Source organism: Enterococcus sp. HMSC078F03 (genome assembly GCF_001811595.1).
GTDB lineage: Bacteria > Bacillota > Bacilli > Lactobacillales > Enterococcaceae > Enterococcus > Enterococcus faecalis.
This window is the reverse complement of the sequence record NZ_KV805542.1, coordinates 1-26,978: the sequence shown is the minus strand read 5'-3', so window position 1 is coordinate 26,978 and position 26,978 is coordinate 1. Positions and strand designations below refer to the sequence as shown.

General features: G+C 37.4%; 26 protein-coding genes. 23 read left to right on the top strand and 3 right to left on the bottom strand.

Going from position 1 to position 26,978, the window contains the following annotated elements:
- Positions 1–7 precede the first annotated feature (7 nt).
- Positions 8–2,266, top strand: a complete 2,259-nt coding sequence (gene pcrA, locus HMPREF2810_RS03265) for a DNA helicase PcrA (RefSeq protein ID WP_002363179.1) — start codon at positions 8–10, stop codon at positions 2,264–2,266.
- A 125-nt stretch (positions 2,267–2,391) separates the two neighbouring features.
- On the top strand, positions 2,392–4,422 hold the full coding sequence (gene ligA / locus HMPREF2810_RS03260; RefSeq protein ID WP_002361258.1) for an NAD-dependent DNA ligase LigA: 2,031 nt from the start codon (positions 2,392–2,394) through the stop codon (positions 4,420–4,422).
- On the opposite strand, the gene HMPREF2810_RS16205 is transcribed toward ligA, so the two are convergent.
- Positions 4,419–4,634 (bottom strand): hypothetical protein, encoded by a 216-nt coding sequence (locus HMPREF2810_RS16205; protein WP_002399765.1) that lies wholly within the window; start codon positions 4,632–4,634, stop codon positions 4,419–4,421. The genes ligA and HMPREF2810_RS16205 overlap by 4 nt on opposite strands.
- On the opposite strand from HMPREF2810_RS16205, the gene HMPREF2810_RS15975 reads away from it, so the two are divergent.
- The 8 genes from HMPREF2810_RS15975 (at position 4,594) to HMPREF2810_RS03220 (ending at position 11,474) form a co-directional block, all read left to right on the top strand.
- Positions 4,594–4,686, top strand: coding sequence for a putative holin-like toxin (locus HMPREF2810_RS15975; RefSeq protein WP_306297391.1), 93 nt, complete (start codon positions 4,594–4,596; stop codon positions 4,684–4,686). The genes HMPREF2810_RS16205 and HMPREF2810_RS15975 overlap by 41 nt on opposite strands.
- A 317-nt stretch (positions 4,687–5,003) precedes the next feature.
- Positions 5,004–5,309: an Asp-tRNA(Asn)/Glu-tRNA(Gln) amidotransferase subunit GatC gene (gatC, locus tag HMPREF2810_RS03250; protein ID WP_002355569.1), complete on the top strand. Its 306-nt coding sequence runs from the start codon at positions 5,004–5,006 to the stop codon at positions 5,307–5,309.
- Positions 5,309–6,778, top strand: coding sequence for an Asp-tRNA(Asn)/Glu-tRNA(Gln) amidotransferase subunit GatA (gene gatA, locus HMPREF2810_RS03245; protein WP_002361259.1), 1,470 nt, complete (start codon positions 5,309–5,311; stop codon positions 6,776–6,778). Before gatC ends, gatA begins: the two co-directional genes overlap by 1 nt.
- A complete protein-coding gene (gatB, locus tag HMPREF2810_RS03240) occupies positions 6,778–8,208 on the top strand; it encodes an Asp-tRNA(Asn)/Glu-tRNA(Gln) amidotransferase subunit GatB (RefSeq protein WP_002358703.1) in 1,431 nt (476 codons plus the stop codon). Before gatA ends, gatB begins: the two co-directional genes overlap by 1 nt.
- 18 nt (positions 8,209–8,226) lie before the next feature.
- Positions 8,227–9,315: a diacylglycerol kinase gene (locus HMPREF2810_RS03235; protein WP_002355572.1), complete on the top strand. Its 1,089-nt coding sequence runs from the start codon at positions 8,227–8,229 to the stop codon at positions 9,313–9,315.
- A 199-nt stretch (positions 9,316–9,514) separates the two neighbouring features.
- Complete coding sequence (gene rlmD / locus HMPREF2810_RS03230; RefSeq protein WP_002361260.1) at positions 9,515–10,888, top strand: 23S rRNA (uracil(1939)-C(5))-methyltransferase RlmD; 1,374 nt, start codon at positions 9,515–9,517, stop codon at positions 10,886–10,888.
- On the top strand, positions 10,889–11,017 hold the full coding sequence (locus HMPREF2810_RS15970; protein ID WP_002355577.1) for a hypothetical protein: 129 nt from the start codon (positions 10,889–10,891) through the stop codon (positions 11,015–11,017). It begins immediately after the preceding gene.
- A 139-nt stretch (positions 11,018–11,156) separates the two neighbouring features.
- Complete coding sequence (locus HMPREF2810_RS03220; RefSeq protein ID WP_002355583.1) at positions 11,157–11,474, top strand: thioredoxin family protein; 318 nt, start codon at positions 11,157–11,159, stop codon at positions 11,472–11,474.
- A 42-nt stretch (positions 11,475–11,516) separates the two neighbouring features.
- On the opposite strand, the gene HMPREF2810_RS16155 is transcribed toward HMPREF2810_RS03220, so the two are convergent.
- The gene (locus HMPREF2810_RS16155) at positions 11,517–12,362 is read right to left on the bottom strand and encodes a helix-turn-helix domain-containing protein (protein ID WP_002392183.1); all 846 of its coding nucleotides are present in this window, start codon (positions 12,360–12,362) and stop codon (positions 11,517–11,519) included.
- A gap of 398 nt (positions 12,363–12,760) precedes the next feature.
- On the opposite strand from HMPREF2810_RS16155, the gene ptcA reads away from it, so the two are divergent.
- From ptcA to HMPREF2810_RS03165, 9 genes are all read left to right on the top strand, one after another.
- Positions 12,761–13,780 (top strand): putrescine carbamoyltransferase, encoded by a 1,020-nt coding sequence (gene ptcA, locus HMPREF2810_RS03210; RefSeq protein ID WP_002355587.1) that lies wholly within the window; start codon positions 12,761–12,763, stop codon positions 13,778–13,780.
- 66 nt (positions 13,781–13,846) lie between these two features.
- Complete coding sequence (locus tag HMPREF2810_RS03205; RefSeq protein ID WP_002355588.1) at positions 13,847–15,223, top strand: APC family permease; 1,377 nt, start codon at positions 13,847–13,849, stop codon at positions 15,221–15,223.
- Positions 15,216–16,313, top strand: a complete 1,098-nt coding sequence (gene aguA, locus HMPREF2810_RS03200) for an agmatine deiminase (protein ID WP_002363185.1) — start codon at positions 15,216–15,218, stop codon at positions 16,311–16,313. Before HMPREF2810_RS03205 ends, aguA begins: the two co-directional genes overlap by 8 nt.
- 11 nt (positions 16,314–16,324) lie before the next feature.
- A complete protein-coding gene (gene arcC / locus HMPREF2810_RS03195) occupies positions 16,325–17,254 on the top strand; it encodes a carbamate kinase (protein ID WP_002363186.1) in 930 nt (309 codons plus the stop codon).
- A 196-nt stretch (positions 17,255–17,450) separates the two neighbouring features.
- The gene (locus HMPREF2810_RS03190) at positions 17,451–19,037 is read left to right on the top strand and encodes an amidase family protein (protein ID WP_002386948.1); all 1,587 of its coding nucleotides are present in this window, start codon (positions 17,451–17,453) and stop codon (positions 19,035–19,037) included.
- Positions 19,038–19,592: 555 nt separating this feature from the next.
- Positions 19,593–20,291, top strand: a complete 699-nt coding sequence (pnuC, locus tag HMPREF2810_RS03180) for a nicotinamide riboside transporter PnuC (RefSeq protein WP_002364798.1) — start codon at positions 19,593–19,595, stop codon at positions 20,289–20,291.
- Between the two features lie 8 nt (positions 20,292–20,299).
- Positions 20,300–20,944, top strand: coding sequence for a deoxynucleoside kinase (locus tag HMPREF2810_RS03175; RefSeq protein ID WP_002355594.1), 645 nt, complete (start codon positions 20,300–20,302; stop codon positions 20,942–20,944).
- 349 nt (positions 20,945–21,293) lie between these two features.
- Positions 21,294–21,725: a hypothetical protein gene (locus HMPREF2810_RS03170; protein WP_002386950.1), complete on the top strand. Its 432-nt coding sequence runs from the start codon at positions 21,294–21,296 to the stop codon at positions 21,723–21,725.
- A gap of 112 nt (positions 21,726–21,837) precedes the next feature.
- Entirely contained in the window at positions 21,838–22,224 is a 387-nt protein-coding gene (locus HMPREF2810_RS03165; protein ID WP_002358717.1) for a DUF1149 family protein, read from the top strand.
- A 46-nt stretch (positions 22,225–22,270) separates the two neighbouring features.
- On the opposite strand, the gene HMPREF2810_RS03160 is transcribed toward HMPREF2810_RS03165, so the two are convergent.
- Complete coding sequence (locus HMPREF2810_RS03160; protein WP_002358719.1) at positions 22,271–22,606, bottom strand: hypothetical protein; 336 nt, start codon at positions 22,604–22,606, stop codon at positions 22,271–22,273.
- 297 nt (positions 22,607–22,903) lie between these two features.
- On the opposite strand from HMPREF2810_RS03160, the gene HMPREF2810_RS03155 reads away from it, so the two are divergent.
- The 4 genes from HMPREF2810_RS03155 (at position 22,904) to HMPREF2810_RS03140 (ending at position 26,937) form a co-directional block, all read left to right on the top strand.
- On the top strand, positions 22,904–24,295 hold the full coding sequence (locus HMPREF2810_RS03155; protein WP_002355598.1) for an L-cystine transporter: 1,392 nt from the start codon (positions 22,904–22,906) through the stop codon (positions 24,293–24,295).
- Positions 24,296–24,427: 132 nt separating this feature from the next.
- Positions 24,428–24,808: a VOC family protein gene (locus tag HMPREF2810_RS03150; RefSeq protein WP_002358720.1), complete on the top strand. Its 381-nt coding sequence runs from the start codon at positions 24,428–24,430 to the stop codon at positions 24,806–24,808.
- A 152-nt stretch (positions 24,809–24,960) separates the two neighbouring features.
- The gene (locus HMPREF2810_RS03145) at positions 24,961–26,127 is read left to right on the top strand and encodes a serine hydrolase domain-containing protein (RefSeq protein ID WP_002386952.1); all 1,167 of its coding nucleotides are present in this window, start codon (positions 24,961–24,963) and stop codon (positions 26,125–26,127) included.
- 99 nt (positions 26,128–26,226) lie between these two features.
- Entirely contained in the window at positions 26,227–26,937 is a 711-nt protein-coding gene (locus HMPREF2810_RS03140; protein WP_002386953.1) for a DUF1003 domain-containing protein, read from the top strand.
- The last annotated feature ends 41 nt before the right edge of the window (positions 26,938–26,978 follow it).

The following is a 26,978-nucleotide window of genomic DNA, read 5'->3' as shown; positions in this document are numbered from 1 at the left end:
GTTTAATATGACACAAAAACATGCCTTGGTTCAGGGAATGAATCCTCGACAAGAAGAAGCCGTTTTGCATACAGAAGGACCACTGTTAGTCATGGCTGGTGCTGGTAGTGGAAAAACGCGGGTTTTAACACACCGAATTGCCTATCTAATTGAGGAAAAAGAAGTAAATCCATGGAATATTTTGGCGATTACGTTTACCAATAAAGCTGCTAAAGAAATGAAAGAGCGTGTAAATAAATTACTGGAAACGGGTGGCGAAGATGTATGGGTCTCCACTTTTCACTCCATGTGTGTAAGAATTTTACGTCGTGATGTGGATCAGATTGGTTACAACCGTAATTTTACAATTATTGACCCATCGGAACAAAAAACATTAATGAAACGCATCTTAAACGACTTAAATATTGATTCAAAAAAATATGATCCTCGCTCAATTTTAGGTACGATTAGCAATGCCAAAAATGAATTACAAACGCCTGAAAAAGTTGCTGAAATGCAAGGTTCCTTATATGAAGAAATTGTCGCAAAATGCTATGAAGCCTATCAAAAAGAATTGCGCAAAAACCAATGTATGGATTTTGATGATTTGATTATGAATACGATTCGTTTATTTAATGAACAACCAGATACGTTGGCTTTCTACCAAAATAAATTTCACTATATTCATGTGGATGAATACCAAGATACCAATCATGCACAATATACCTTAGTCAATTTATTGGCTGCACGTTTCAAAAATCTGTGTGTCGTAGGTGATGCCGACCAAAGTATCTATGGTTGGCGCGGGGCGGATATGCAAAATATCTTGGATTTTGAAAAAGATTATCCAGATGCCAGTGTAATTTTGCTAGAACAAAATTATCGATCCACCAAAAACATTTTGGCGGCTGCGAATGATGTCATCAAAAATAACCGTAACCGCCGCGAGAAAGAACTGTGGACAGAAAATATAGACGGTGAAAAAATTGTCTATTATCGCGGGGACACAGAACGGGATGAAACACAATTTATTGTGAGCCAAATCCAAAAAGAAATGCGGGAAAATGACCGAATTTATGGTGATTTTGCGGTATTATATCGGACCAATGCTCAATCCCGTGTAGTGGAAGAAATGCTCTTGAAATCTAATATTCCGTATACCATGGTGGGCGGACATAAATTCTACGACCGTAAAGAAATTAAAGATATTTTGGCTTATTTAAGTTTGATTGCCAATCCAGATGATTCGATTAGTTTTGAACGAATTGTCAATGAACCAAAACGAGGAATCGGTAAAAGTTCAATTGAAAAATTACGGCTATTTGCGGATACGCATGGTTGGGCTTTGCTGGAAGCTGCCCAAAATGTTGATTTGGCAAATATTTCAGGAAAAGCGGGTAAAGAGCTTGGTAATTTTGGCATGATGATTCAAGACTTAACGAAAACAGTGCCCTATTTAACGATTACAGAATTGGTGAAAGAAACTTTACAACGTAGTGGTTATCGGGAAGCTTTGATGGCGCAAAATAATTTAGAGTCTCAAGCTCGCTTAGAAAACTTGGACGAATTTTTATCTGTGACACAAGAATTTGATAAACGTTTTGAAGCGCAAAACAACGACGATCCAAATGGCGAAGAAACAAAATTGGCGGATTTCTTAACAGATTTAGCCTTGGTTTCTGATTTAGATAATTTAGAAGAGAGCTCTTCGCAGGTAACCTTAATGACGTTGCATGCGGCCAAAGGGCTGGAATTTCCAGTGGTCTTTTTAATGGGCTTAGAAGAAGGGGTTTTCCCATTATCACGTGCCATGCTAGAAGAAAGTGAACTGGAAGAAGAACGGCGCTTGGCTTATGTTGGTATCACACGAGCGGAAGAAGCCTTGTTCTTAACGAATGCTTATTCGAGAACATTATATGGTCGCACGCAATATAATCGACCAAGTCGCTTTTTAGAAGAAATTGAGGCGGAGCGTTTAATGAAACAAGGGGCGGCAGCCAATTTACAGAAAGCTCCAGCGCGCACCTTTGATCCTAAAGTATTTAAGCCCAGCGCAAGTAAACCAGCTTATACACAACCAGCTACAAAATCAGTTAGCAACAAAGTGGCAAGTGGTGGCGAAAAAGTTTCTTGGCAAGCAGGTGATAAGGTCCAACATAAAGCATGGGGCGTTGGTACAGTCGTTCGTGTAGGCGGTTCGGCCAAAGACTTAGAGTTGGACATTGCTTTCCCAGAAAAAGGCATTAAACGGTTGTTAGCGGCATTTGCACCAATTGAAAAAATTTAACATGCAAAATAGGTCAGCGATTTAATGAGAAATCATCATTAGTTAAATTCTTTTTATTTTCTATCTTAGTGTAAATGTGTTAAAAAGACGATAGGAGCATTACGCTTATGAGGAGGAGTTCTACGATGGAACAACAACCATTAACATTAACGGCGGCGACAACTCGTGCGCAAGAATTAAGAAAACAACTCAATCAATATTCCCATGAATATTATGTCAAAGATCAACCATCCGTAGAAGATTATGTTTACGATCGTTTGTATAAAGAGTTAGTCGATATTGAAACGGAGTTTCCTGATTTAATCACGCCAGATTCGCCGACACAACGTGTAGGTGGCAAAGTTTTATCTGGTTTTGAAAAAGCTCCGCATGACATTCCAATGTATAGTTTAAATGATGGGTTTAGCAAGGAAGACATTTTTGCTTTTGATGAACGTGTTCGTAAGGCGATTGGTAAACCCGTTGCTTACTGTTGTGAGTTAAAAATTGATGGGTTAGCAATTTCATTACGTTATGAAAACGGGGTGTTTGTACGCGGAGCAACACGAGGCGATGGAACGGTTGGTGAAAACATTACAGAGAACTTACGAACGGTTCGCTCTGTACCGATGCGTTTAACGGAGCCCATTTCAGTGGAAGTTCGTGGCGAGTGCTACATGCCTAAACAATCCTTTGTCGCATTGAATGAAGAACGTGAAGAAAATGGCCAAGATATTTTTGCCAATCCTCGGAATGCAGCGGCGGGAAGCTTGCGCCAACTAGATACAAAAATTGTGGCTAAACGGAACTTAAATACGTTTTTATACACAGTTGCTGACTTTGGACCAATGAAAGCGAAGACGCAGTTTGAGGCATTAGAAGAGCTTTCTGCAATTGGTTTTAGAACCAATCCCGAACGGCAATTATGTCAGTCAATTGATGAAGTTTGGGCCTACATTGAAGAATACCATGAAAAGCGGAGCACTTTGCCATACGAAATCGATGGAATTGTGATTAAAGTGAACGAATTTGCGTTGCAAGATGAATTAGGTTTCACTGTCAAAGCACCTCGCTGGGCGATTGCCTACAAATTTCCACCAGAAGAAGCAGAAACAGTAGTGGAAGATATTGAATGGACAATTGGGCGCACGGGGGTGGTCACTCCTACTGCGGTCATGGCTCCTGTACGAGTCGCGGGAACCACGGTTAGTCGGGCAAGTTTGCATAATGCAGATTTTATTCAAATGAAAGATATCCGTTTAAATGATCATGTTATTATTTACAAAGCCGGCGATATTATCCCAGAAGTAGCGCAAGTGCTAGTTGAAAAACGTGCAGCCGATAGTCAGCCTTATGAAATGCCGACACATTGTCCAATTTGTCATAGTGAGTTGGTGCATTTAGATGAGGAAGTGGCGTTACGTTGTATTAATCCAAAATGCCCTGCGCAAATTAAAGAAGGGCTGAATCACTTTGTCTCACGAAACGCAATGAACATTGATGGCTTGGGGCCACGAGTGTTAGCACAAATGTATGACAAAGGATTAGTGAAAGACGTAGCGGATCTGTATTTCTTAACAGAAGAACAATTAATGACTTTGGATAAAATCAAAGAAAAATCAGCAAACAACATTTATACTGCCATTCAAGGGAGTAAAGAAAACTCTGTCGAACGTTTGATTTTTGGCTTAGGGATTCGCCATGTGGGGGCGAAAGCGGCGAAAATTTTAGCGGAGCATTTTGGTGATTTACCAACCTTAAGTCGTGCAACCGCGGAAGAAATTGTGGCTTTGGATTCAATTGGCGAAACAATCGCAGACAGCGTTGTGACGTATTTTGAAAATGAGGAAGTTCATGAATTAATGGCTGAACTGGAAAAAGCCCAAGTGAACTTGACATATAAAGGTCTCCGGACAGAACAATTAGCAGAAGTGGAGTCACCTTTCAAAGACAAAACAGTTGTTTTAACAGGAAAATTAGCGCAGTACACTCGCGAAGAAGCCAAAGAAAAAATTGAAAATCTTGGTGGAAAAGTTACAGGGAGTGTTTCGAAAAAAACTGACATTGTGGTTGCTGGCGAAGATGCAGGCAGTAAATTAACCAAAGCTGAAAGCTTAGGCGTGACCGTTTGGAATGAACAAGAAATGGTCGATGCGTTAGATGCAAGTCATTTTTAAGAAGAAAAATTAACGTTGTCAGATTTTATGTAGTAATTTGATGGTATGCTTATTTTAGTCATAAAAGTTATATGAACGAGGACTTTCTGAGTTGAGAAAGGAGGTTGATGCTTATGCGCAATTCTTCTTATCTTAATGAAAGGAGCAATGTTTTTGTCCGTTGAAGCAGCGTTGGGACTGATGATTGGTTTTGCAACACTTGTTGTGACCATTATCTTCGTTATCTTAGCGCTTGTCTTAGACAACAAAAATAACCGTTCATAAGCTTTGAGGAGCTGAACGGTTAAGCGTTTGAAATAAAACCAATAACTCAGTAAGCCGCTAGTTCTTATAACTAGTAGTGGCTACTAGAGAGGTATGTTCCTGCATATCTCTCTTTTCATTTTCATAATAACATGTTTCCGTCATTTTTGCGAGCGACAAATTATCAATGAAATTCAAGGTTTCATCTAAAATATCCGACCATTTTATGGTAGAATAGGAACAGAGTGAACAGCTGTGCTAAGCTGTTTAAAGAAATACAATCCAATTGATTAATCTGAAAATGAAAATTTCAGTAAATGATAGAAAGAAGGGTATCTATGGCAATTACAGAAGAACAAGTCAAACATGTCGCTAAATTATCAAAATTATCTTTCTCCGAAGAAGAATTAGCGGACTTTACCAATCAACTAGATAAAATTATTGATATGGTGGAATTACTAGAAGAAGTAGATACAACCGGGGTTCCTTTTACTTCAAATGTGAATGAATCAATCAATGTCATGCGTGAAGACGTAGCGACACCAGGAATGGACCGTAAAGAATTAATGCGGAATGTTCCGGAATCAGAGAATGGTTACATTAAAGTGCCTGCAATTATGGATAACGGGGAGGCAGGAGCCTAATGGAAAAATTATACGACAAATCGTTAACAGAGTTACATGATTTATTGGTCTCAAAAGAAATCACTGCAGTTGATTTAACCGAAGAAACATTAAATCGTATTCAAGATACAGAAGAACAACTAGGTTCTTTTATCACAGTTAGTGAAGAAAAAGCAATGGCATTAGCCAAAGCGATTGACTTAAAAGGCATCACTGAAAGTAATCCATTAGCTGGGATTCCTATTGGGATTAAAGACAACATTGTCACAAAAGATATTTTAACAACAGCTGGCTCAAAAATGTTACACAATTTTGACCCAATTTATGATGCGACCGTGATGGATAAAGTCTATCAAGCAGATATGATTCCTGTCGGAAAATTGAACATGGATGAATTTGCCATGGGCGGAAGTACGGAAACGTCTTACTTCAAGAAAACAAAAAATGCTTGGGATCAAACCAAAGTTCCTGGCGGTTCTTCTGGTGGTTCAGCTTCTGCTGTCGCAGCCGGACAAGTCCCAGTTTCTTTAGGGAGCGATACAGGAGGTAGTATCCGCCAACCAGCCGCATTCAACGGTATTGTGGGCTTGAAACCAACTTATGGACGTGTGTCTCGTTTTGGTTTGATTGCTTTTGCTTCAAGTTTAGACCAAATTGGTCCATTGACACGAAATGTTAAAGACAATGCCTTAGCTTTAAATGCAATTAGTGGTTATGACGAAAAAGACGGCACTTCTGCAGGCGTTTCTGTTCCTGATTTTACGGCAGATTTAACTGGCGACATCAAAGGCATGAAAATTGCTTTACCAAAAGAATACTTAGGTGAAGGGGTACAACCTGATGTTCGTGAAGCGGTATTAAAAGCAGCAGAAACGTTCAAAGCTTTAGGCGCAACAGTGGAAGAAGTTAGCTTACCACATTCTAAATATGGGATTGCCGCTTACTATATTATTGCCTCTTCAGAAGCAAGTTCAAACTTACAACGCTTTGATGGCATTCGTTATGGTTACCGTTCCGAAAATGTCCAAAATCTAGAAGACGTCTATGTTAATTCGCGTTCCGAAGGCTTTGGTACTGAAGTCAAACGTCGGATTATGTTAGGAACCTTCTCTTTAAGTGCTGGTTATTATGATGCGCACTTTAAAAAGGCTGGTCAAGTCCGTACACTAATCAAACAAGATTTTGAGAATGTCTTTGCGGATTATGACTTAATCATTGGCCCATCAACACCAACTGTTGCTTTTGGTTTGGGTGAAAATATCAATGACCCAATCACGATGTATATGTATGATATTTTAACTGTTCCTGTTAACTTAGCTGGGTTACCAGGCATGTCAATTCCAGCAGGCTTCTCAGAAGGATTGCCAGTTGGTTTACAAATTATTGGAAAACATTTTGACGAACATACAATGTATAAAGCAGCCTATGCTTTTGAACAAGCGACAGATTTCCATACGAAAAAACCAGTCATTTTAGGGGGGAACGATTAATGAACTTTGAAACTGTCATTGGATTAGAAGTCCACGTAGAATTGAAAACCAACTCTAAAATTTTCTCCTCTGCGCCAGCGCATTTCGGAGCAGAACCAAACAGCAACACAAACGTGGTTGACTGGAGTTACCCAGGTGTTTTACCTGTGATGAATAAAGGTGCTTTAGAATTTGGCATGAAAGCAGCACTTGCCTTGAACTGTGAAATTTCAAAAGAAACACATTTTGACCGTAAAAACTATTTTTACCCAGATAACCCGAAAGCATACCAAATTTCTCAATTTGATCAACCAATCGGACATGATGGTTGGATTGAAATTGAAGTCGAAGGCAAAAAGAAAAAAATTCGCATTGAACGTGTGCATTTAGAAGAAGATGCTGGGAAAAATATTCACGGCACAGATGGCTATTCTTATGTAGACTTGAATCGTCAAGGCACGCCTTTAATTGAAATCGTTTCTGAAGCAGACATGCGTTCACCAGAAGAAGCGTATGCTTATTTAGAAGCGTTGCGTTCAATTATCCAATTTACAGAAGTTTCTGATGTGAAAATGGAAGAAGGTTCTATGCGTTGTGATGCCAATATTTCTTTACGTCCGTATGGTCAAGAAGAATTTGGTACTAAAGCGGAATTAAAGAACTTGAACTCTATGAACTTTGTAAAAAAAGGTTTAGCTTATGAAGAAAAACGCCAGGCCAAAGTCCTATTATCTGGTGGCGAAATTCAACAAGAAACACGCCGCTTTGATGAAGCAACTAGTACAACGTTGCTTATGCGTGTTAAAGAAGGCTCAAGTGACTACCGTTACTTCCCAGAGCCAGATGTTCCTCGTTTTTCAATTGATGATGAATGGATTGAAAAAGTTCGCGCTAGTTTGCCAGAAATGCCAGCCTCACGTCGTGCCCGTTATATCAGTGAATTAGGGTTACCTGAATACGACGCAATGGTCTTGACTTTAACGAAAGAAATGTCAGATTTCTTTGAAGCAACTTTAGCAAACGGTGCAGATGCGAAACAAGCATCAAACTGGTTAATGGGCGAAGTTTCTGCTTACTTAAACAGTGAAAAAGTTGAATTAGCCGATACTAAACTGACACCAGAAAATCTAGCGGGTATGATTACTTTGATTAACGATGGCACAATCAGCTCGAAAATTGCGAAGAAAGTGTTCAAAGAGTTAATTGAAAACGGTGGAGATGCTAAAGAAGTTGTCGAAGCAAAAGGCCTTGTTCAATTATCTGATCCAGCGCAATTATTACCAATGATTAACGAAGTTTTAGACAACAACCAACAATCAATTGATGACTTTAAAAACGGAAAAGACCGTGCAGTTGGTTTCCTTGTTGGACAAATTATGAAAGCAACTCGTGGACAAGCAAACCCAGGTGTGGTTAACAAGTTATTGCAAGAAGAGCTTTCAAAACGATAAGAAAGTAGCAGGCAAACCATGAAAAAAGCTAGAGTGATTTATAATCCAACGTCAGGAAAAGAGTTAATCAAAAAGAACTTAGCCGATATTTTATCTATTTTAGAAGAATGTGGTTATGAAGCCAGTGCATTTGCGACCACACCAGAAGAAAATTCAGCACGCAATGAAGCACATCGTGCTGCGCGGGCAGGATTTGATTTACTAGTAGCTGCAGGTGGAGATGGGACCATTAATGAAGTCGTGAATGGGATTGCTCCGTTGAAGCGGCGCCCTAAAATGGCTATTATTCCTGCTGGAACGACGAATGACTATGCACGGGCCTTGAAGATTCCTCGTGATAATATCGTTAAGGCAGCAGAAGTGATTAAAAAAAATCAAACTGTCAAAATGGATATTGGCCAAGCCGGCAAAAATTACTTTATCAATATTGCGGCGGGTGGTCATTTAACGGAACTGACTTATGAAGTTCCGTCAGAGTTGAAAAGTATTTTTGGTTACTTAGCGTACTTAGCCAAAGGAGCCGAAATGTTGCCGCGAGTGAAGCCGATTAAAATGCGCATGACGTATGATGAAGGTGTGTACGAAGGCAATGCATCAATGTTTTTCCTAGGGCTGACTAACTCGGTGGGTGGTTTTGAGCAAATCGTACCAGATGCTAAATTAGACGATGGTAAGTTTTCATTAATCATTGTAAAAACAGCCAATATTTTTGAGATTCTTCATTTAGTTGCGTTAATGTTAAATGGTGGAAAGCATGTTGAAGATCATCGACTGATCTATACAAAGACCAGCTATTTACATGCAGAAACGTTAGAAAAGAACAATAAAATGATGATTAATTTAGATGGTGAATATGGAGGCGATGCTCCAATGACCTTTAAAAATATGCATCAACACATTGAAATTTTTGCAAATGGTGATGCACTGCCGTCCAATGCAATTATGGGTTCTGTCTTAACTGGTAGCGATGAGATTGTCGTAGAATCAGAAGACGAAGAGGAAGAAGCATATAACGAAGCCAGCAAAGAATTTGTCAAAGAAGTTGAACGACTAACAGACGAAGATATTGATGGCGATGGAAAGATTGCGGAAAAAGAAAAGCACTAGGTAGTCCGTGAATAGCTAATGAAAGATTTAGTTGATAAGATCTTTCATTGGCTATTTTTTGACTAAGGGAAAGGGTCTCATTCTTTTATTTACCCAAAAAGCTCAAACGGAATTGCTAAATCGCCATGAAAATTCGTTGTTGCTTTTCTTAGGTATTTTCATTAGAATGAGTGAAGTGTATAAAAAGAAGGAGCGACTTATGAAAAATTATCCAGTAAAGAAAAATGACGTCATTGAAGTAGAAATCATTGACTTGACGCATGAAGGTTTAGGCGTGGCAAAAGTGGACCATTATCCATTATTTATTGAAAATGCCTTACCAGGTGAAAAACTTGAAATCAAAGTCTTAAAAACAGGCAAAAGTTTTGGTTATGGGAAAGTATTGACTGTCCTAAAAAGCAGTGAACAGCGTGTGCCCGTGAAAGATGAAAACTTTACAAAAGTCGGGATTAGTCCGTTGCAACATTTAGCGTACGGCGCCCAACTATCATTTAAAACACAACAAGTAGAAAATGTTATGCAACGTGTCGCTAAATTGCAAGAAGTCCCTGTTTTACCAACAATTGGGATGAACGATCCGTGGCATTACCGGAACAAAGCACAAATTCCCGTGCGTAAAATTGACAACCAACTACAAACAGGTTTTTTCCGGAAAAATAGCCATGATTTAATTCCGATGGAACATTTCTATATTCAAGACCCAGAAATTGATGCAGCAATTGTTAAAATCCGTGACATTATGCGTAAATATAGCGTAAAACCTTATAACGAATCTGATAATACAGGGAACTTACGCCATATTGTCGTTCGTCGTGGCTACCATACTGGGGAGATGATGGTTGTTCTAATTACGAGAACACCGAAATTATTCCCAATTAGTAAAATTGTGCCAGATATTTTGGAAGCTATTCCGGAAGTAGTCAGCATTGTACAAAATGTAAATCCAAAACGAACCAATGTCATTTTTGGCGACGAAACCATCTTATTACATGGGTCTGAAAAAATTACAGATACTATTTTTGATTTGAAATTTGAAATTTCCGCGCGTTCATTTTATCAAGTAAATCCACAACAAACAGAAGTGATGTATCAAAAAGTTAAAGAGTATGCGGCTTTAACAGGCAATGAAATTGTGGTGGATGCCTATTGCGGGATTGGAACGATTGGCTTAACTTTAGCCCAAGATGCAAAGCAAGTTTACGGTATTGAAGTAATTGAAGAAGCGGTCAAAGATGCAGAAAATAATGCTAAATTAAACAACATTGAGAATGCCACTTTCACGGCTGGTTTAGCGGAAGAATTATTGCCAAAATTAGTTGAAAATGGCTTGCAACCAGATGTTGTGGTGGTGGATCCACCACGGAAAGGGTTAGACGGTCAATTAGTAAACACATTAATTGAAACGCAACCTGAACGAATTGTTTATGTCAGCTGTAATCCAGCCACACTCGCTCGCGACATTGCATTATTAACAGAAGGTGGCTATGAAGCAAAAGAAATTCAACCAGTGGATAATTTCCCACAAACGACCCACATTGAATCTGTCACGTTATTAACAAAGGCGGTGGATTAAATGAATGAAAAAGAAAAAATGTTAGAATTAATTAAAAAGAAACAAGGTGGTGGCCGTTCTAAAAAAATGGAAACTCCCAAAAATGATCGTAAAAACATGCGCAAAGGGCCTAAAATTTTTAATAAATAAGCGGTTATCAGTAAAAAGTTGTCGCCCATTAATAAAATGGGCGACAACTTTTTTGTTAAAGCATTCCTAGCCAAACAAATAAGTTGTTATTTTGCTAGTAAATCTGTTATTTTAGACAAAAGACAAGGAGGGCTATTCAGTGGAATATGTAACAACATTAGAAGAATTAGAAGAAAAAATTACAGACAATCGTCTACAAGCCGTCTTTTTGACAGCAAAAAATTGTAGTGTTTGTACAGTTGATAAACCGATTGTCGAAAAAATTGCAACAAAATATGAATTTCCTACATACATTGCAGAAGCTGATAAAAGTCCAGAAATAATTGGACAATTAAATGCTTTTTCTGCACCGACCATTATCTTATACTATGAAGGAAAAGAAATTCATCGCCAAGCTAAAATTATTAACTTTCAAGAAATTGAAAAGAGAGTTCGACAAGTACAAGAAAATAGTTAATCAAAAAGGAAGCCACCGATCACGGAGAGGCTTCCTTTTTAATTATCTCGCTAAATGTTCAGTTTGTTGTTGAGAAAAAAGTTGATAACTGACAAAAACTTCTGCTCTTTTGTTTACTTCTAATTTAACGAAAATATTGTGGATATGTGTTTTTACTGTCCCGATTGATAGGAATAGTTCGTTGGCTATATCTTGATTTGTTTTGCACTCTAAAAGTAACGAAAGCACTTCTCGTTCTCGCTGCGTTAATTGATAGGCATCACAAAAAGGCGCCAAAAGTACGGGTTCATCTGATTGATTTTCTTCCAATTTAGCAGCGTCTTTTTCAAGAACCGACAGAGGAAAATCACGATTACAGAAGTAGATAATGGCGATGGAGAGAATGATTGTATAAATATCTTCAGAAACGTTTCGGTTGTTAATTTTAAAGACAATATCAGAATATTGGTCAATGTTAAAAATAACGAAGGTATCTTCCAAAAGAATCGCCACACCGAAACCAATGCTTAGCCAACCAATAAAACGAAGATATTTTTTCGCAAGGGCTGATAAAGGATCTATTCGTAGTTGATAGAGCGCATAGCATCCAAGGTAAATTAAAAATAGCTGATTGGGTAAATAGTACAACCAAACTTTTAAGGCGGAATTTTGTGAAAATGGAATAGCTAGCATCCATAAACCAATTAAAAATAACCAGACAAATTGATAATTTTTAAAAGGACGACCACTAATAGTATTGATAATAGCCAGATAGGCAAAATTACAACAAATAAAAATGATGGTCTTTAAAAAAGGTGCGGTCATAAAGGTCTGATTATATTCGGTTGCAAACGAATTAATGAACTCAGTCATATAAACAATCACATTGTCACAAATAAAAATAACCATTAAAAAGAGAAGCAATAAAAAAATCGGTTGTTTATTTTTCAAGTAAAGATTTAAGGTAAAGGTTGAAGTAAACGAATATAAAATAATCAACAAGATGTTATAAATAAAAACAAATGTCACGATTGGAAACCCCTTTCATCTTTTATTTTAAGTGAATGATTTTTCAAAATAATTATACCATTTTCAAATCTATGATTGGTCAGAAATTAGAGAGAAATCCGCCTAAACTTTTATAAACCCCTGGTGTACCAACGGTTTATAACCATAAATAAACTTTTTTTAATGAAAAATTACGCCGAAAAAGAAAGCGTTTTCTAACTTTTGGTGGATAGTAAACTCTTCGCTAAACTTGGTAAAGTCAATGTGTAAACAAAAACAACTTTTAGGAGGAACACATCATGAAAAGAGATTACGTTACAACAGAAACATATACGAAAGAGGAAATGCACTACTTAGTCGATTTATCATTAAAAATTAAAGAAGCGATTAAAAATGGGTATTATCCGCAACTGTTAAAAAACAAATCTTTAGGAATGATTTTCCAACAATCTTCAACTCGAACACGAGTATCTTTTGAAACTGCAATGGAACAATTAGGCGGACATGGCGAATATTTAGCACCTGGTCAAATTCAATTAGGGGGACATGAAACGATTGAAGATACCAGCCGTGTATTGTCACGTTTAGTAGATATTTTGATGGCTCGTGTGGAACGTCACCATAGTATTGTTGATTTAGCTAATTGTGCTACCATCCCAGTCATTAACGGTATGTCTGATTACAATCATCCAACCCAAGAATTAGGTGATTTGTGTACCATGGTTGAGCATTTACCAGAAGGCAAAAAATTAGAAGATTGTAAAGTTGTCTTTGTCGGAGATGCGACACAAGTTTGTTTTTCTTTAGGATTAATCACAACAAAAATGGGCATGAATTTTGTTCACTTCGGTCCAGAAGGCTTCCAATTAAATGAAGAGCATCAAGCGAAATTAGCAAAAAATTGTGAAGTTTCAGGCGGTAGCTTTTTGGTCACAGATGATGCAAGTTCTGTTGAAGGCGCTGATTTCTTGTACACGGATGTTTGGTATGGCTTGTACGAAGCGGAATTATCTGAAGAAGAACGTATGAAGGTTTTCTATCCAAAATATCAAGTGAATCAAGAAATGATGGATCGGGCAGGTGCCAATTGTAAATTCATGCACTGTTTACCAGCAACACGTGGGGAAGAAGTAACTGATGAAGTAATTGACGGTAAAAATTCTATTTGTTTCGATGAAGCAGAAAACCGTTTAACATCTATTCGTGGCTTATTAGTATATCTTATGAATGATTATGAAGCAAAAAATCCTTATGATTTAATCAAGCAAGCAGAAGCGAAAAAAGAACTAGAAGTTTTCTTAGACACTCAAAGCATTTAACGGCCAACTGTCCACTGATTGAAAAAATGAATCAGTGGACAGTTTATAAAGAGAGGAAGAGTCTTCATGGAGGGGAAAAAGAAATTTAGTTTAACGAGTGCCATTTTATCAGTGATCTGTGTGGTTTTCGTTGCTGAAGCAGCGGCGCCTGTTGCTGCAATTGGTAATTCTCAGTTTTTTTGGTGGATTTTCTTATTAATTGCATTCCTATTGCCATATGGGTTAATTTCATCAGAATTAGGAACAACTTATATTGGTGAAGGGGGCATCTATGATTGGGTGACCAAAGCATATGGTCATCGTTGGGGTGCCAGAGTTTCTTGGTATTATTGGATTAATTATCCATTGTGGCTAGCTTCATTAGCCGTTATGACGCCAGAACTATTAACGACAATTACAGGTATTAAGTTTTCAACACCGATGATGATTATTGTTGAATTAATTTTTACTTGGATTGTGGTTTGGATTAGTTTTTATCCAGTCAGCGACAGTATCTGGATTCTAAATGGAGCTGCCGTAATCAAGATGGTTTTAGCTGTCTTAATTGGTGGGCTAGGATTGTATGTAGCCTTGACGAAAGGTGTTGCCAATGAATTTACCTTGAAATCAATGCTGCCAACGTTTGACTTAAGGAGTTTATCTTTTATTTCTGTAATCATTTTTAATTTGTTAGGGTTTGAAGTCATCTGTACGTTTGCAGATGATATGGAAAATCCTAAGAAGCAAATTCCACAAGCTATTGTAGCAGCGGGGTTAGTCATTGCGGCCATTTATATTTTTTCAGCCTTTGGAATTGGGGTAGCGATTCCCACCGATCAAATTAGTACCGGCAGTGGTATGATGGATAGCTTTAAACTATTGACAGGCTCGACAGAAGGTTGGTTCATTATGTTGATGGCTTTCCTATTCCTTCTTACGTTGTTCGGAAACATGATTTCTTGGTCATTAGGAGTCAATAATACAGCTTGTTATGCTGCTGAAAATGGTGACATGCCTAAATTTTTTGAAAAACGTAGTAAGAAAAATGACATGCCAATTGGGGCTGCTTTGATGAATGGCATTGTGGCATCGGTGGTCATTGTATTAGCACCAATTTTACCTAATCAAGATTTATTCTGGGCCTTTTTCTCCTTGAATGTCGTCCTATTCTTGTTATCGTATATCCCAGTTTTCCCAGCTTTTTATAAGCTTAGAAAAATTGATCCCGATACACCACGTCCGTTTAAAGTTAACGGAAAACCAGGATTTTTAAAAGTTTTAGTGGTTTTGCCAATGATTATGATTATTATTTCACTGATTTTCACAGCAGTGCCTTTAGATTTTAGTCCCGCAGCATTAAATGAAAAATTACCAATCACAATTGGGGCAATCATTTTTATTCTGTTTGGTGAAGTAATTATTTACGTGAAAAAAATTAAGAAGGGAACGAAAGAAAATGGCTAAACGAATTGTAGGAAGTACCCCTAAACAAGATGGCTTTAGAATGCCAGGAGAATTTGAACCACAAGAGAAAGTTTGGATGATTTGGCCAGAAAGACCGGATAATTGGCGTGATGGTGGTAAACCTGTCCAAGAAGCTTTTACTAATGTGGCCAAAGCAATTAGTCAATTTACACCGATGAATGTGGTGGTTTCTCAACAACAATTTCAAAATTGCCGTCGCCAATTGCCGCCAGAAATTACGGTTTACGAAATGTCAAACAATGATGCCTGGGTTCGTGATTGTGGACCATCATTTGTCATTAACGACCATGGAGAAATCCGTGGTGTGGATTGGACATTCAATGCTTGGGGGGGATTAGTAGATGGTTTATATTTCCCTTGGGACCAAGACGATTTGGTTGCACAAAAAATTTGTGAAATTGAGCATGTAGATTCTTATCGTACAGATGATTTTGTTTTAGAAGGCGGTTCATTCCACGTAGATGGACAAGGAACAGTCTTGACTACAGAAATGTGCTTATTAAGTGAAGGTCGAAATCCACAACTTTCAAAAGAAGCAATCGAACAAAAATTATGCGACTATTTAAATGTTGAAAAAGTTCTTTGGCTAGGTGATGGAATTGACCCAGAAGAAACCAATGGTCATGTGGATGATGTAGCTTGTTTTATTGCACCTGGTGAAGTGGCTTGTATTTACACTGAAGATCAAAATAGCCCATTTTATGAAGCGGCACAAGATGCGTATCAACGTTTGCTTAAAATGACTGATGCTAAAGGACGCCAATTAAAAGTCCACAAATTATGCTGTCCTGTCAAAAATGTAACCATTAAAGGCTCCTTCAAAATTGATTTCGTGGAAGGAACCATGCCACGAGAAGACGGCGATATTTGTATCGCATCCTATATGAACTTTTTAATTACAAATGATGGCGTGATTGTGCCACAGTATGGTGATGAAAATGATCATTTGGCTTTAGAGCAAGTTCAAACGATGTTCCCAGATAAAAAAATTGTCGGCGTTAATACGGTAGAAGTTGTTTATGGGGGCGGCAATATTCACTGTATCACACAACAAGAACCAAAGCGCTAGGAGGGAAACAGATGTCAAAAATAGTGATTGCATTAGGTGGAAATGCGTTAGGAAATTCTTCGAAAGAACAATTGGCAAAAGCACAAACCGCTGCAAAATCCATTGTTGATTTAATTGAACAAGGCCATCAAGTGGTGATTGCTCATGGCAACGGGCCACAAGTTGGCAAAATTCGCTTAGCTTTTGAGGAAACGAGTCAATCTCCAGAAGATGTCGTGCCGTTTCCTGAATGCACAGCAATGAGCCAAGGCTATATTGGCTATCATTTACAACAAGCAATTGATGAAGAACTAGTAGCCAGAAATTTAGGGGAACAACCAGTTGTTACGTTAATTACACAAGTCGTGGTGGATCCAAAAGACCCAGCGTTTACAAAACCAACAAAACCAATTGGTGGTTATTATGACGAAGAAACAGCCAAACAGTTGATGGCGGAAACTGGGAACGTCTATCAAGAAGATGCGGGTCGAGGCTGGCGACGGGTAGTTCCTTCACCAAAACCAATTGATATTTACGAAAAAGTTAGCTTGCGAACACTTGTTGATGCAGGACAAATCGTAATTGCTTGTGGTGGTGGCGGGGTTCCTATTGCCTATGATGGTCCAGTCTATCATGGTGTAGATGCAGTCATTGATAAAGACTTTGCGGCAGCAAAAATGGCTGAACTCATTGAAGCAGATGTTTTTGTGGTATTAACTGCAGTGGAACATGTTTTTGTTAACTTTGGTCAAGCAAATCAACAAGCTTTGACCGATGTTACGGTTACGGCAATGCAACAATATATAGAAGAAAATCAATTTGCGCCAGGTAGTATGTTACCTAAGGTGGAAGCGGCCATCAGTTTTGCAGAAAGTAAACCAAACCGCCAGGCGATTATCGGGCTTTTAGAATTAGCTTCGGAAGCAATCAAAGGAGAAAGTGGTACACGAATTACACAATAAATTCTCAGTATTTAACTTTTATAAAAGACTAAAACAAACGCATTTAGCGGACTATCTTAATCGTTAGAGAGTAGGACATCGGTCGTTTTGACAGATGTCCTACTCTCTATTTTGTCTTTTTAACGAACAAAACTGTTAGTTGTCATGCAAAAATAAACATAGTAAGATAATCTTTAAATGGTATAGGAGGATAAAAATGTCTAAATTTTTAAAAGTAATCGGAATAATTGCTGTTTTGTTAGTCATAATAGGCGCTGCAGCGTATTGGTTTATACTCAAAAAGTTCACTCCTGAGGCAGAAACCCCAGCAATGTACAATCAAGAGAGAATCGTTAAAACGATTGAAGACCAATTAAAAGAAACAGATGTACAAAAAGCTCGGACCAAAGCACCGTTGATTATTGAAAAAAATATCACTGAATTACAGCAAGCGATTGCCAACGGAACATTGACCTATGAAGAACTTACGGCGTTTTATTTGGACCGTATTTTACAGTTCGATCAAATAGATAATGGCATGAACAGCATCTCTGAAATCAATCCGCAAGCAATTAAGGAAGCCAAGGCATTTGACCAGCAAGCCTCTCAAACACCGAAGAAGCCTTTGTATGGTATTCCTGTGACTTTGAAAGAAAATATAAATACGACCAACATGATTTCGAGTGCAGGAGCTTATGCCTTACGCACGTTCAAGCCTAAGGAAGATGCGGAAGTAGTTAAGAAGTTAACAGAGGCGCAAGCTTTGATTTTAGGAAAAGTAAACTTATCTGAACTAGCGAATTATATGTCAATGAAAGCACCAAGTGGCTATAGTTCCAAGCATGGACAAACACTTAATCCTTATGGGCCGCTCAAAATAACACCTTCAGGTTCAAGTTCTGGGAGTGGGGCTAGTGTGACGATGAATATCGGCGCCTTCTCTTTAGGCACTGAGACGATGGGATCGATTGTTTCCCCCGCTTCTCATCAATCAGTGGTTGGTTTTAAACCGACCCACAGTTCAGTAAGTGGCGAAGGTGTTTTGCCATTGGCACCGTCATTAGATACAGTTGGCCCGATTGCCCGAAGTGTCGTTGATGCTGCGCAAGGCTATAATGCGTTTAAGAAAGACACGGTTCCGAGCATTGATTCAACGAAATTTACTAAAAATAACTTACAAGGTCAACGCATTGGGTTGCTAGAAATGCCAAGTGCTGAAGAAGAATTTACGGCTGCTAAAAAGGCCCTCCAAAAAGCAGGAGCAGAAGTGATTCCGGTAACGCCAGACATGGAAGGGATTGATGGTGGGAAAGTTATTTCCAATGAATTTAAGTTTGCATTGGAAGAATTTGCGAAACGTTATGACTTACCATTTAAAACACTGGAGGAACTAATTGCGTATAATCAACAAGATAAAAAGGTTCGTGCCAAGTATGGGCAAGATTTATTAGAAGCAGATGTTAAAAAGAAACAACCAGATAAAGAAATCATTCAAACAACCATTAAAAAAGCACAGCAAACGTTTGATGCGTTGCTAAAAAAACAACAATTAGACGGATATGCCTTTATTGATTCTGAAGGTACGGGTTTAAGTGCTGTGGCAGGATATCCTGAATTGACTGTTCCTTTGGCGAAAAACAGTGAAGGACAACCTTATGGGCTGACTTTTACACAAACTGCCAATAAAGAGCAAACGTTATTTGAGCAAGCTTACAGCTTTGAACAAAGTACAAAAGGACGGATAGTACTTTCAGACAACGAGCTGTTGGCAAACAGTAAAAAAATAAATAGAGATGAGCAGTAAAGGGAAACTAGGAATGGCGAAACATCCGTATCAAACCTAATAAAGATAATCGACCTACAAATGAAAGGAATTGTTTGTAGGTCGATTATTTAGGTGAGTCGTTTTTTTTTGCTTTTTTAGGCGAATGTTTTCATGTAATAAGTTAATAAGTGGCCAGATTCGAGAAATAAGGCCATCAATTTTTAAGCATTTCAATAAAAAGAGTGAACGATGGCTGTGTTTGAAGTATAAATATGTGCGGTTGCTTCCGCTTTCGCAATATTAATTTGAAGCGCTACCGTCGTAAAGGGTTCTGCTGCAGGAATTATTAGATGGAAACAAATCCATGAATACATAGAAGATTAAAACAAGATGAAGAAAATATTGTGGCAATAAAGGATATCAGAAAGCTTGCTTAATAACTATATGTAGTGTTTTGATATTTTTCGAATCAATATATAGTATTAAAATCTTCTTTTTATTCCGAAATCTGATTGACTTGTTTTTTAAAACGGAGTACTCTTATTGAGACGTCAACAGAGAAAAGTTTGGTTTTAGGAAGGTCGGAAATTTGTCGTGAATAAGAATTTTTTGGTGAATGATTTTAAAGGTTGGGAAACGAGAAGTTACTTGTTTTTAGCTTTGATGGTGGGGGTACAGTTGGTTGCGTTCGCTATCAATCCATCGAATTGGATTACGTTAGTAGGTGGTTTAGCCGGCATCATTTGTGTGAATTTAATTGCCCAAGGAAAAGTCAGCAATTACATTTTTGGGTTAATCAGTGCAGTGATTATTGGCTATTTTGGGTTAGTGACACGGGTATATGCGGAAGTTCTTTTACAAAGCTTCTATATTATTATGGACATTACAGGGCTTTATGCTTGGCTTCGGGCTAGCGAGGATGGCTCGGGTCAAGTAACCGAAGTAAAAGTTTTAAAAGGTATTCAGTGGTTGTATGCCTTTTTCACGTGGCTGCTCATTGGCGTAGCTGCATATATTTTGTTAGGCTTTGTAAATGATGCGCAACAAACATTAGATGCAATCACGTTCAGTGTTTCAGCGACAGGGATGTTATTGATGATTAAACGTTATCAATCGCAATTCGTGTTTTGGCTACTAGGAAATATTTTTTCAATTTTGTTATGGTTCCGAGCAGGGACGCACGCTGGTGGTGATTATGCGATATTTGTTATGTATTGTATGTATACTTTTAACTCAATTTTTGGTATGTTTAATTGGTTGAAGATAAAAAATAAAATGGAAAAAAATAGGTAGGGAGTTCGATGGCAGTGATTGTTTTAGCAGGTACGATTGGCGCTGGTAAATCTAGTTTAACAGCTTTAATTGCAAACCGTTTAGGTTCAGAAGCCTTTTACGAATCAGTTGATGATAATGAGGTATTACCTTTATTTTATGCGGAACCGGAAAAGTACGCATTTTTATTACAAATTTATTTTTTAAATAAACGTTTTGATAGTATTAAACAAGCATTAACGCATGAAAATAATGTATTGGATCGCTCGATTTATGAAGATTCATTACTTTTTCATTTAAATGCAGATTTAGGTCGTGCCAACGAAACAGAGGTCAAAGTGTACGATGACTTATTACAAAACATGCTCCAAGAATTGCCTTATGCTGCGCATAAAAAAAGACCTGATTTGTTAGTTCACATTCGTATTTCATTTCCCAAAATGTTGGAACGCATCAAAAAACGTGGCCGTCCTTATGAACAAATTGAGACAGATCCAACGTTGTATGATTACTATCAAATGTTGAACGAGCGTTATGATCAATGGTATGAAGACTATGATGAAAGTCCTAAAATTCAAATTGATGGCGATAAATATGATTTTGTCGAAGATCCTGAAGCGTGTCAATATGTCTTGGCGTTAATTGAGAAGAAAATTGAAGAATTAGAAAGATAAATAAAAAGAAGCAAGTCCGGACTTGCTTCTTTTTGACTTAAAATGTGGATAGATAGGCTAAAGTTGCTACTAAATAAAGGAGTGTAGTGCTAAATTATAGAATCGGATTTTAACCTTCCCCTAAGTTAAAATCGGATAATCTATCTATCGACAGTTTAAGTTTGTATAAAATAGCGGTAGCTATTATCAACGAAGTCATTCATCGGTTGACCTGACTTCTCTAGAAGTATACCATCGAAAATAACCGACAGTTGTTCAAAATTTGGACTTAGTAAGTGTAAATTTTGATTGAAAGTTTCTGTAAATCAATCATTTATTCAAAAAATAATGCTCGAAAGAAGGAAGATAAATGAGCCAAATTTGGTTTGAACGCATTCTACGTTGGCGCAAAAAAGCGCAACGATTTTTACAAGGACGTTATGCCCGGTTCGATGAATTGAATCGAACGCTGTTGCTAACAAGTGTCGTGCTGGCGCTCATCAATATTTTTACTGGCTATCTTTGGGTTCGGTTATTGATTTTAATCACAGTCGCCTACGTGTATTATCGCTTTTTTTCAAAACATATTCACCCGCGATTGAATGAAAATCAATGGTTTATTCTTCGAAAACAACGCCTAATGCAAAAGGTTCATGCTTTTCGCAAGCGACATATGACTCAGAAAGAGTATCGTTATTTTAAATGTCCAAAATGTCAGCAGTCATTACGTGCGCCGAAAGGACGAGGAACAATCAAAGTCACTTGTTCAAACTGTCAAAATCAATTTATCAAAAAAGTCTGATCTTCTGTGTTTTTTGGTCTAGGCAACTTTCGGACTTGTGGTATACTTGAGAAAAGAAACCATTGGATATTCTAAAAGGGGAATATCTTGTTAAAAAAGGAGAGAAAAAACAATGGAAATTAAACGCCAACAAGAAATTGTTGAAGCGTATCACTATGATATGCGAGTACCTGATTCAGAAGTAGAGACAGATTTACGTGTCAGTTTTTCACCAATTGAAGTAGAAGAAGAAAATTATCCAGAAAATAGCTCAGCACTTGTTGCTCGCTTAGAATTTCGAATTGTCTTTGACGAATTTGTTTTATCAGGGGCGATTAGCCAAATTAATCACATTATTGATCGTAAAATTGAAAAACAAGAAGATATTTCGCAAGAAGAAGTCGATGAACTTGTGCGTCCTTTATTTAGCATCGTCGAACGTTTATCTTATGAAGTAACTGAAATTGCTCTGGATCGTCCAGGTGTTCAATTGAATTTTCAACAATCAGAAGAAGCTTAAACTTTAAAAACAGCGTTTATAACGGATTCCGTTATAAACGCTGTTTTTATTCTTGTGAAGATTTAGCAACCAAAGCTTTTTTAAACTGTTCATAATTTTTTGTAGCGATATCCACATAAGCAATCGGCTGACCAACTTTGGTGATTTTTTCGGGAAGATAGGGAGCGAGCATTTCATTGTACAAAATGAACGCAGCTTCTGGTACTTCCTCTGAAAGAACATCATAACTGATAAAGTCAATTTCATAGGTTGGTTGAAAAAAGGCTTTGATGTTTTGCTGCTCTTTATTTGAAAAGAGCCAAGGACCTCCATTTGCAGGGCTCCCCACAAACAACGTCGCTCCATCACGGTTGACAGAAAGGATCCAACAAATTTTTTGCATACGCTTACACCTCCTAGAACTAAGTATACCACGTCAGCTTAAAAGAAAGAGGACAAAAAACAAATTATTTTTACAGTGACTAGTAAAACAACGCTTGGTGATAGTTTTAAACTATCACAACGGTTATTTTCTATCAAAAAGTAAGCAAATTATCCCACTATTTGCTATAAAATAAGGTACAATAGAACTATCACTGGAAACAGTTTGCTGTTTTCAGGGTATTTACTGGAGAGTGAGTACCGGGAACCTTTACTTCCTTTGATGTACTTGTCATTAAAAACATAGGGAGGAACTAAAATGACAACATTCATCACTGTATTAGTGATCCTTGCATTTATTGCTGTGTTATTCGGTTTCTACCAAATGCAAAAGAAACATTTAAAATTCTCAACACGTGTCTTTTCAGCATTGGGCGTGGGGATTGTTTTAGGTGCAATTATTCAATTTGCTTTTGGTACAGACAGTAAAATTACTACGCAATCAATGGAATGGATCGGGATTGTAGGTAATGGTTATGTAGCGTTTCTACAAATGCTCGTAATTCCGTTAGTATTTGTATCTATTGTAGGTGCATTTACAAAAATGAAAGAATCCAATAAATTAGGAAAAATTAGCTTTAATGTGTTAGCCACCTTACTAGGAACAACAGCAGTAGCTGCCTTGGTGGGGATTGGAACAACCTTAGCGTTTGGTCTTCAAGGGGCAAAATTCACGCAAGGTGCTGCAGAAACGTCAAGAATTGCCGAGTTAGCGACGCGTCAAGATGCGATTCAAGATTTGACGATTCCCCAACAAATCGTTTCATTCATTCCTAAAAATGTCTTTGCTGACTTTGCGGGAACACGACCAATGAGTACCATTGGGGTGGTAATCTTTGCTGCGTTTGTTGGTGTCGCTTATTTAGGCGTTCGTCGTAAAGCGCCAAAAGAAGCTGAATTTTTTGCAAATTTAATTGATAGTTTATATAAAATTACCATGCGAATTGTTACCTTAGTTTTACGCTTGACCCCTTATGGCGTGTTAGCGTTAATGATTAATGTTGTAGCAACAAGTGATTTTGTTGCGATTATTAACTTAGGTAAATTTGTGTTGGCATCATATGTGGCCTTAATCATTGTTTTTGCCATTCACATGCTGATTTTAATTACTTTAAAAGTCAATCCAGTTACGTATCTAAAAAAAGTTTTTCCAGTCTTGAGCTTTGCTTTTACTTCTCGTTCAAGTGCAGGAGCTTTACCATTAAATATTGAAACACAAACCAAAGCATTAGGTGTCGATGATGCCACAGCAAACTTTGCTGGTAGTTTCGGTTTATCTATTGGACAAAATGGTTGTGCCGGCGTTTATCCAGCTATGTTAGCAACCATCGTTGCACCAACTGTTGGAATTGATGTCTTTAGTTTACAATTTATTTTAATGTTAGTAGCAGTTGTCACAATCAGTTCATTTGGCGTAGCCGGTGTCGGCGGCGGAGCAACCTTTGCTTCTCTAATCGTTTTAGGCGCAATGAACTTACCAGTTGCAATTGTTGGTTTAGTAATTTCAGTTGAACCACTTATTGACATGGCGCGGACAGCTGTTAACGTTAACGATAGTATGGTTGCAGGCGTGTTAACAAGTGCTCGTATTCATGAATTAGATCGTGATGTCTTAAATGATCGCGACGTTGTCTTAGATGCAAATATCTAAATCAATAAAACGAAAAGTGTTTGAGCAATGTCTTGCTCAAACACTTTTTTTGAATTTTAAGCGAAAGTGCAGTAATTATTTAAAAGAACGTATATAATAAGTTGTTAACTAAATTCAAAAGGACGTGAAGGAATGTTTTCAAACCAAGTAAAGATTATGTTATATGTGAATAATGTTGAGGAATCTAGTCAATTTTGGCAAACGTTTGGCTTTGTTGAAAAGGAAAGAGAGGAAGTTGACGGCACATTGGTGGTAGAAATTGCACCAAGTGAATCAGCAGAAGCGATTATTGTTTTATATGATTTGGCCTTTATTCAAAAACATTCACCAGAAGTGGCGGGGAATACCCCTTCTTTAATGTTTGCTAGCGATGATATCATTGGTCTCTATAAAAAAATGCAAGAGGCTGGCGTTACTGTTGGTGAAATGGTTCAATTGCCAACAGGCTTAGTTTTTAATTTTGCAGATAACGATGATAATTACTTTGCTGTGATGGGGCAAGAAAGTAAATAAAAAACAGCTTGGCACCAGAATCAATCTAGATTCCGGTGCCAAGCTGTTTTTTATAAAAGTTGAAAGTTTTATAAATTTTACTAAAATCTGTAATTTTCATGAAAATATAGCGTATGATAATGCTGTTAATAGAATAGGCGGAGGTAAGCGGTATGCGTAAACGACATGCAAAGAAAAGACATGGAGGAGTGAATTGGCTTTTTATAGTATGTTTGTTGGTGGTGATTGGTGGTAGTGGTTATTTAATAAAAACGTTCTTTTTCACTAGAGATTCACAAGTTAGTCAAGAATCGAAAGTGGTCTTGGAAGAAGATCGCCGAAGTGATAATTATGCGAATTTAACGAAAGAAATAGTTGCACCAGATAGTGGCGAACTTGATCAAAAAATTCAAGAAACAAATTATATTGGTTCGGCTTTGATCATTAAAGATGATCAGGTTTTAGTAAATAAAGGATATGGCTTTGCCAATTTTGAAAAGCAACAAGCCAACACGCCAAACACAAGGTTTCAGATTGGCTCAATTCAAAAATCTTTTACCACAACCTTGATCTTAAAAGCAATTGAAGAAGGTAAACTTACATTAGATACAAAACTCGCTACGTTTTATCCGCAAATTCAAGGTGCTGAGGATATTACGATTAGCGATATGTTGAATATGACAAGTGGTTTAAAGTTATCAGCAATGCCTAATAATATCGTTACCGATGAAGAAATTATTCAATTTGTTAAACAAAATACCATTCAAGTCAATAAAGGAAAATACAATTATTCCCCAGTAAATTTTGTCCTTTTAGCAGGAATGTTAGAGAAAATGTATCAACGTACCTATCAAGAATTATTTAATAATCTTTATCACAAAACGGCTGGTTTAAAGAATTTTGGCTTCTATGAAACCTTATTGGAACAGCCCAATAATTCAACAAGTTATAAATGGACAGAAGATAATTCATATAACCAAGTGCTCTCAATTCCTGCAGCTAGTTTTGCCCATGAATTTGGGACTGGTAATGTGGATATGACGACAGGTGATTTGTATTGGTACTTACATCAATTAACGAGTGGACATTTAGTTTCCACCGCACTTTTGCAAAAATTATGGACGTCTTCTCAGCAAAGCTCTTATCATGGCGGCATCTATGTTCATGATAATTATTTACGTTTACACGGCGTTGAAGCGGGTCAACAAGCCCTGGTTTTATTTTCAAAAGATATGAAGACAGGGGTCATATTGCTAACTAACTGTGTGAATCCAGCGAAATACAAAGAATTAATTGGTTCGTTGTTCCATGATGTAACCAATTTAACTGTTAAATTTTAAAGCAGAAGTAACAACGATCACTCCCAAAGCCTTTTTAGGTTTCTTCTGAGAGACTTTATATTAAAATAAAGGGAAGAACGATCAAAGGGAGTGACGAAGATGAAACAATCAAAAAATAAACAAGTTGTTATTGGTGAACCAACGAAAAAAAACATTTATCTTCAAGATATAGAACAGGAAACGCAAGCTTTTATTCTCCAAAACAATCCACAATTGACAGCTGAATCGATGATTACATTGGCGGAGTTACTTAATTATCGTTTGGATTACATGAAACAATTGGTCGCAAATGATTCTGAAAAAATCCAACAACTGAATGAATTGGTGGTTCAACATATCAAAGAAGATAAGCTGATTTCCAATAATATGAATGAAAAGATGGAAAAGAAATTAACCTTTGGCCAACGAGCAGCGGATACCATTGCTAAATTTGGCGGTAGCTGGGTGTTTATTGGCTTCTTTTGCTTCGTGTTGATTGCTTGGATCGTGATTAACTCTACCACTTTATTGGGACAACCATTTGACAAATATCCTTATATTTTGCTAAATCTCGCCTTATCTTGTTTAGCAGCTATCCAAGCACCGATTATTATGATGAGTCAAAACAGACAAGAAGCCCGTGACAGAGAACAAGCGAATAATGATTATAAAATTAACTTAAAAGCAGAAGTAGAAATTAATTTATTACATGAGAAAATGGATTATATTATCAATAATCAACTAGAAAATTTGGTGAAAATCCAAAATATTCAAATTGAACTTTTAGGTGAATTGCAAGAACAACTCGCCGCGACTTCTGAAAAGGAGTAGTATATAGAAGAGGTCGGGACAGAACCGTTTAGCTCCGAGAA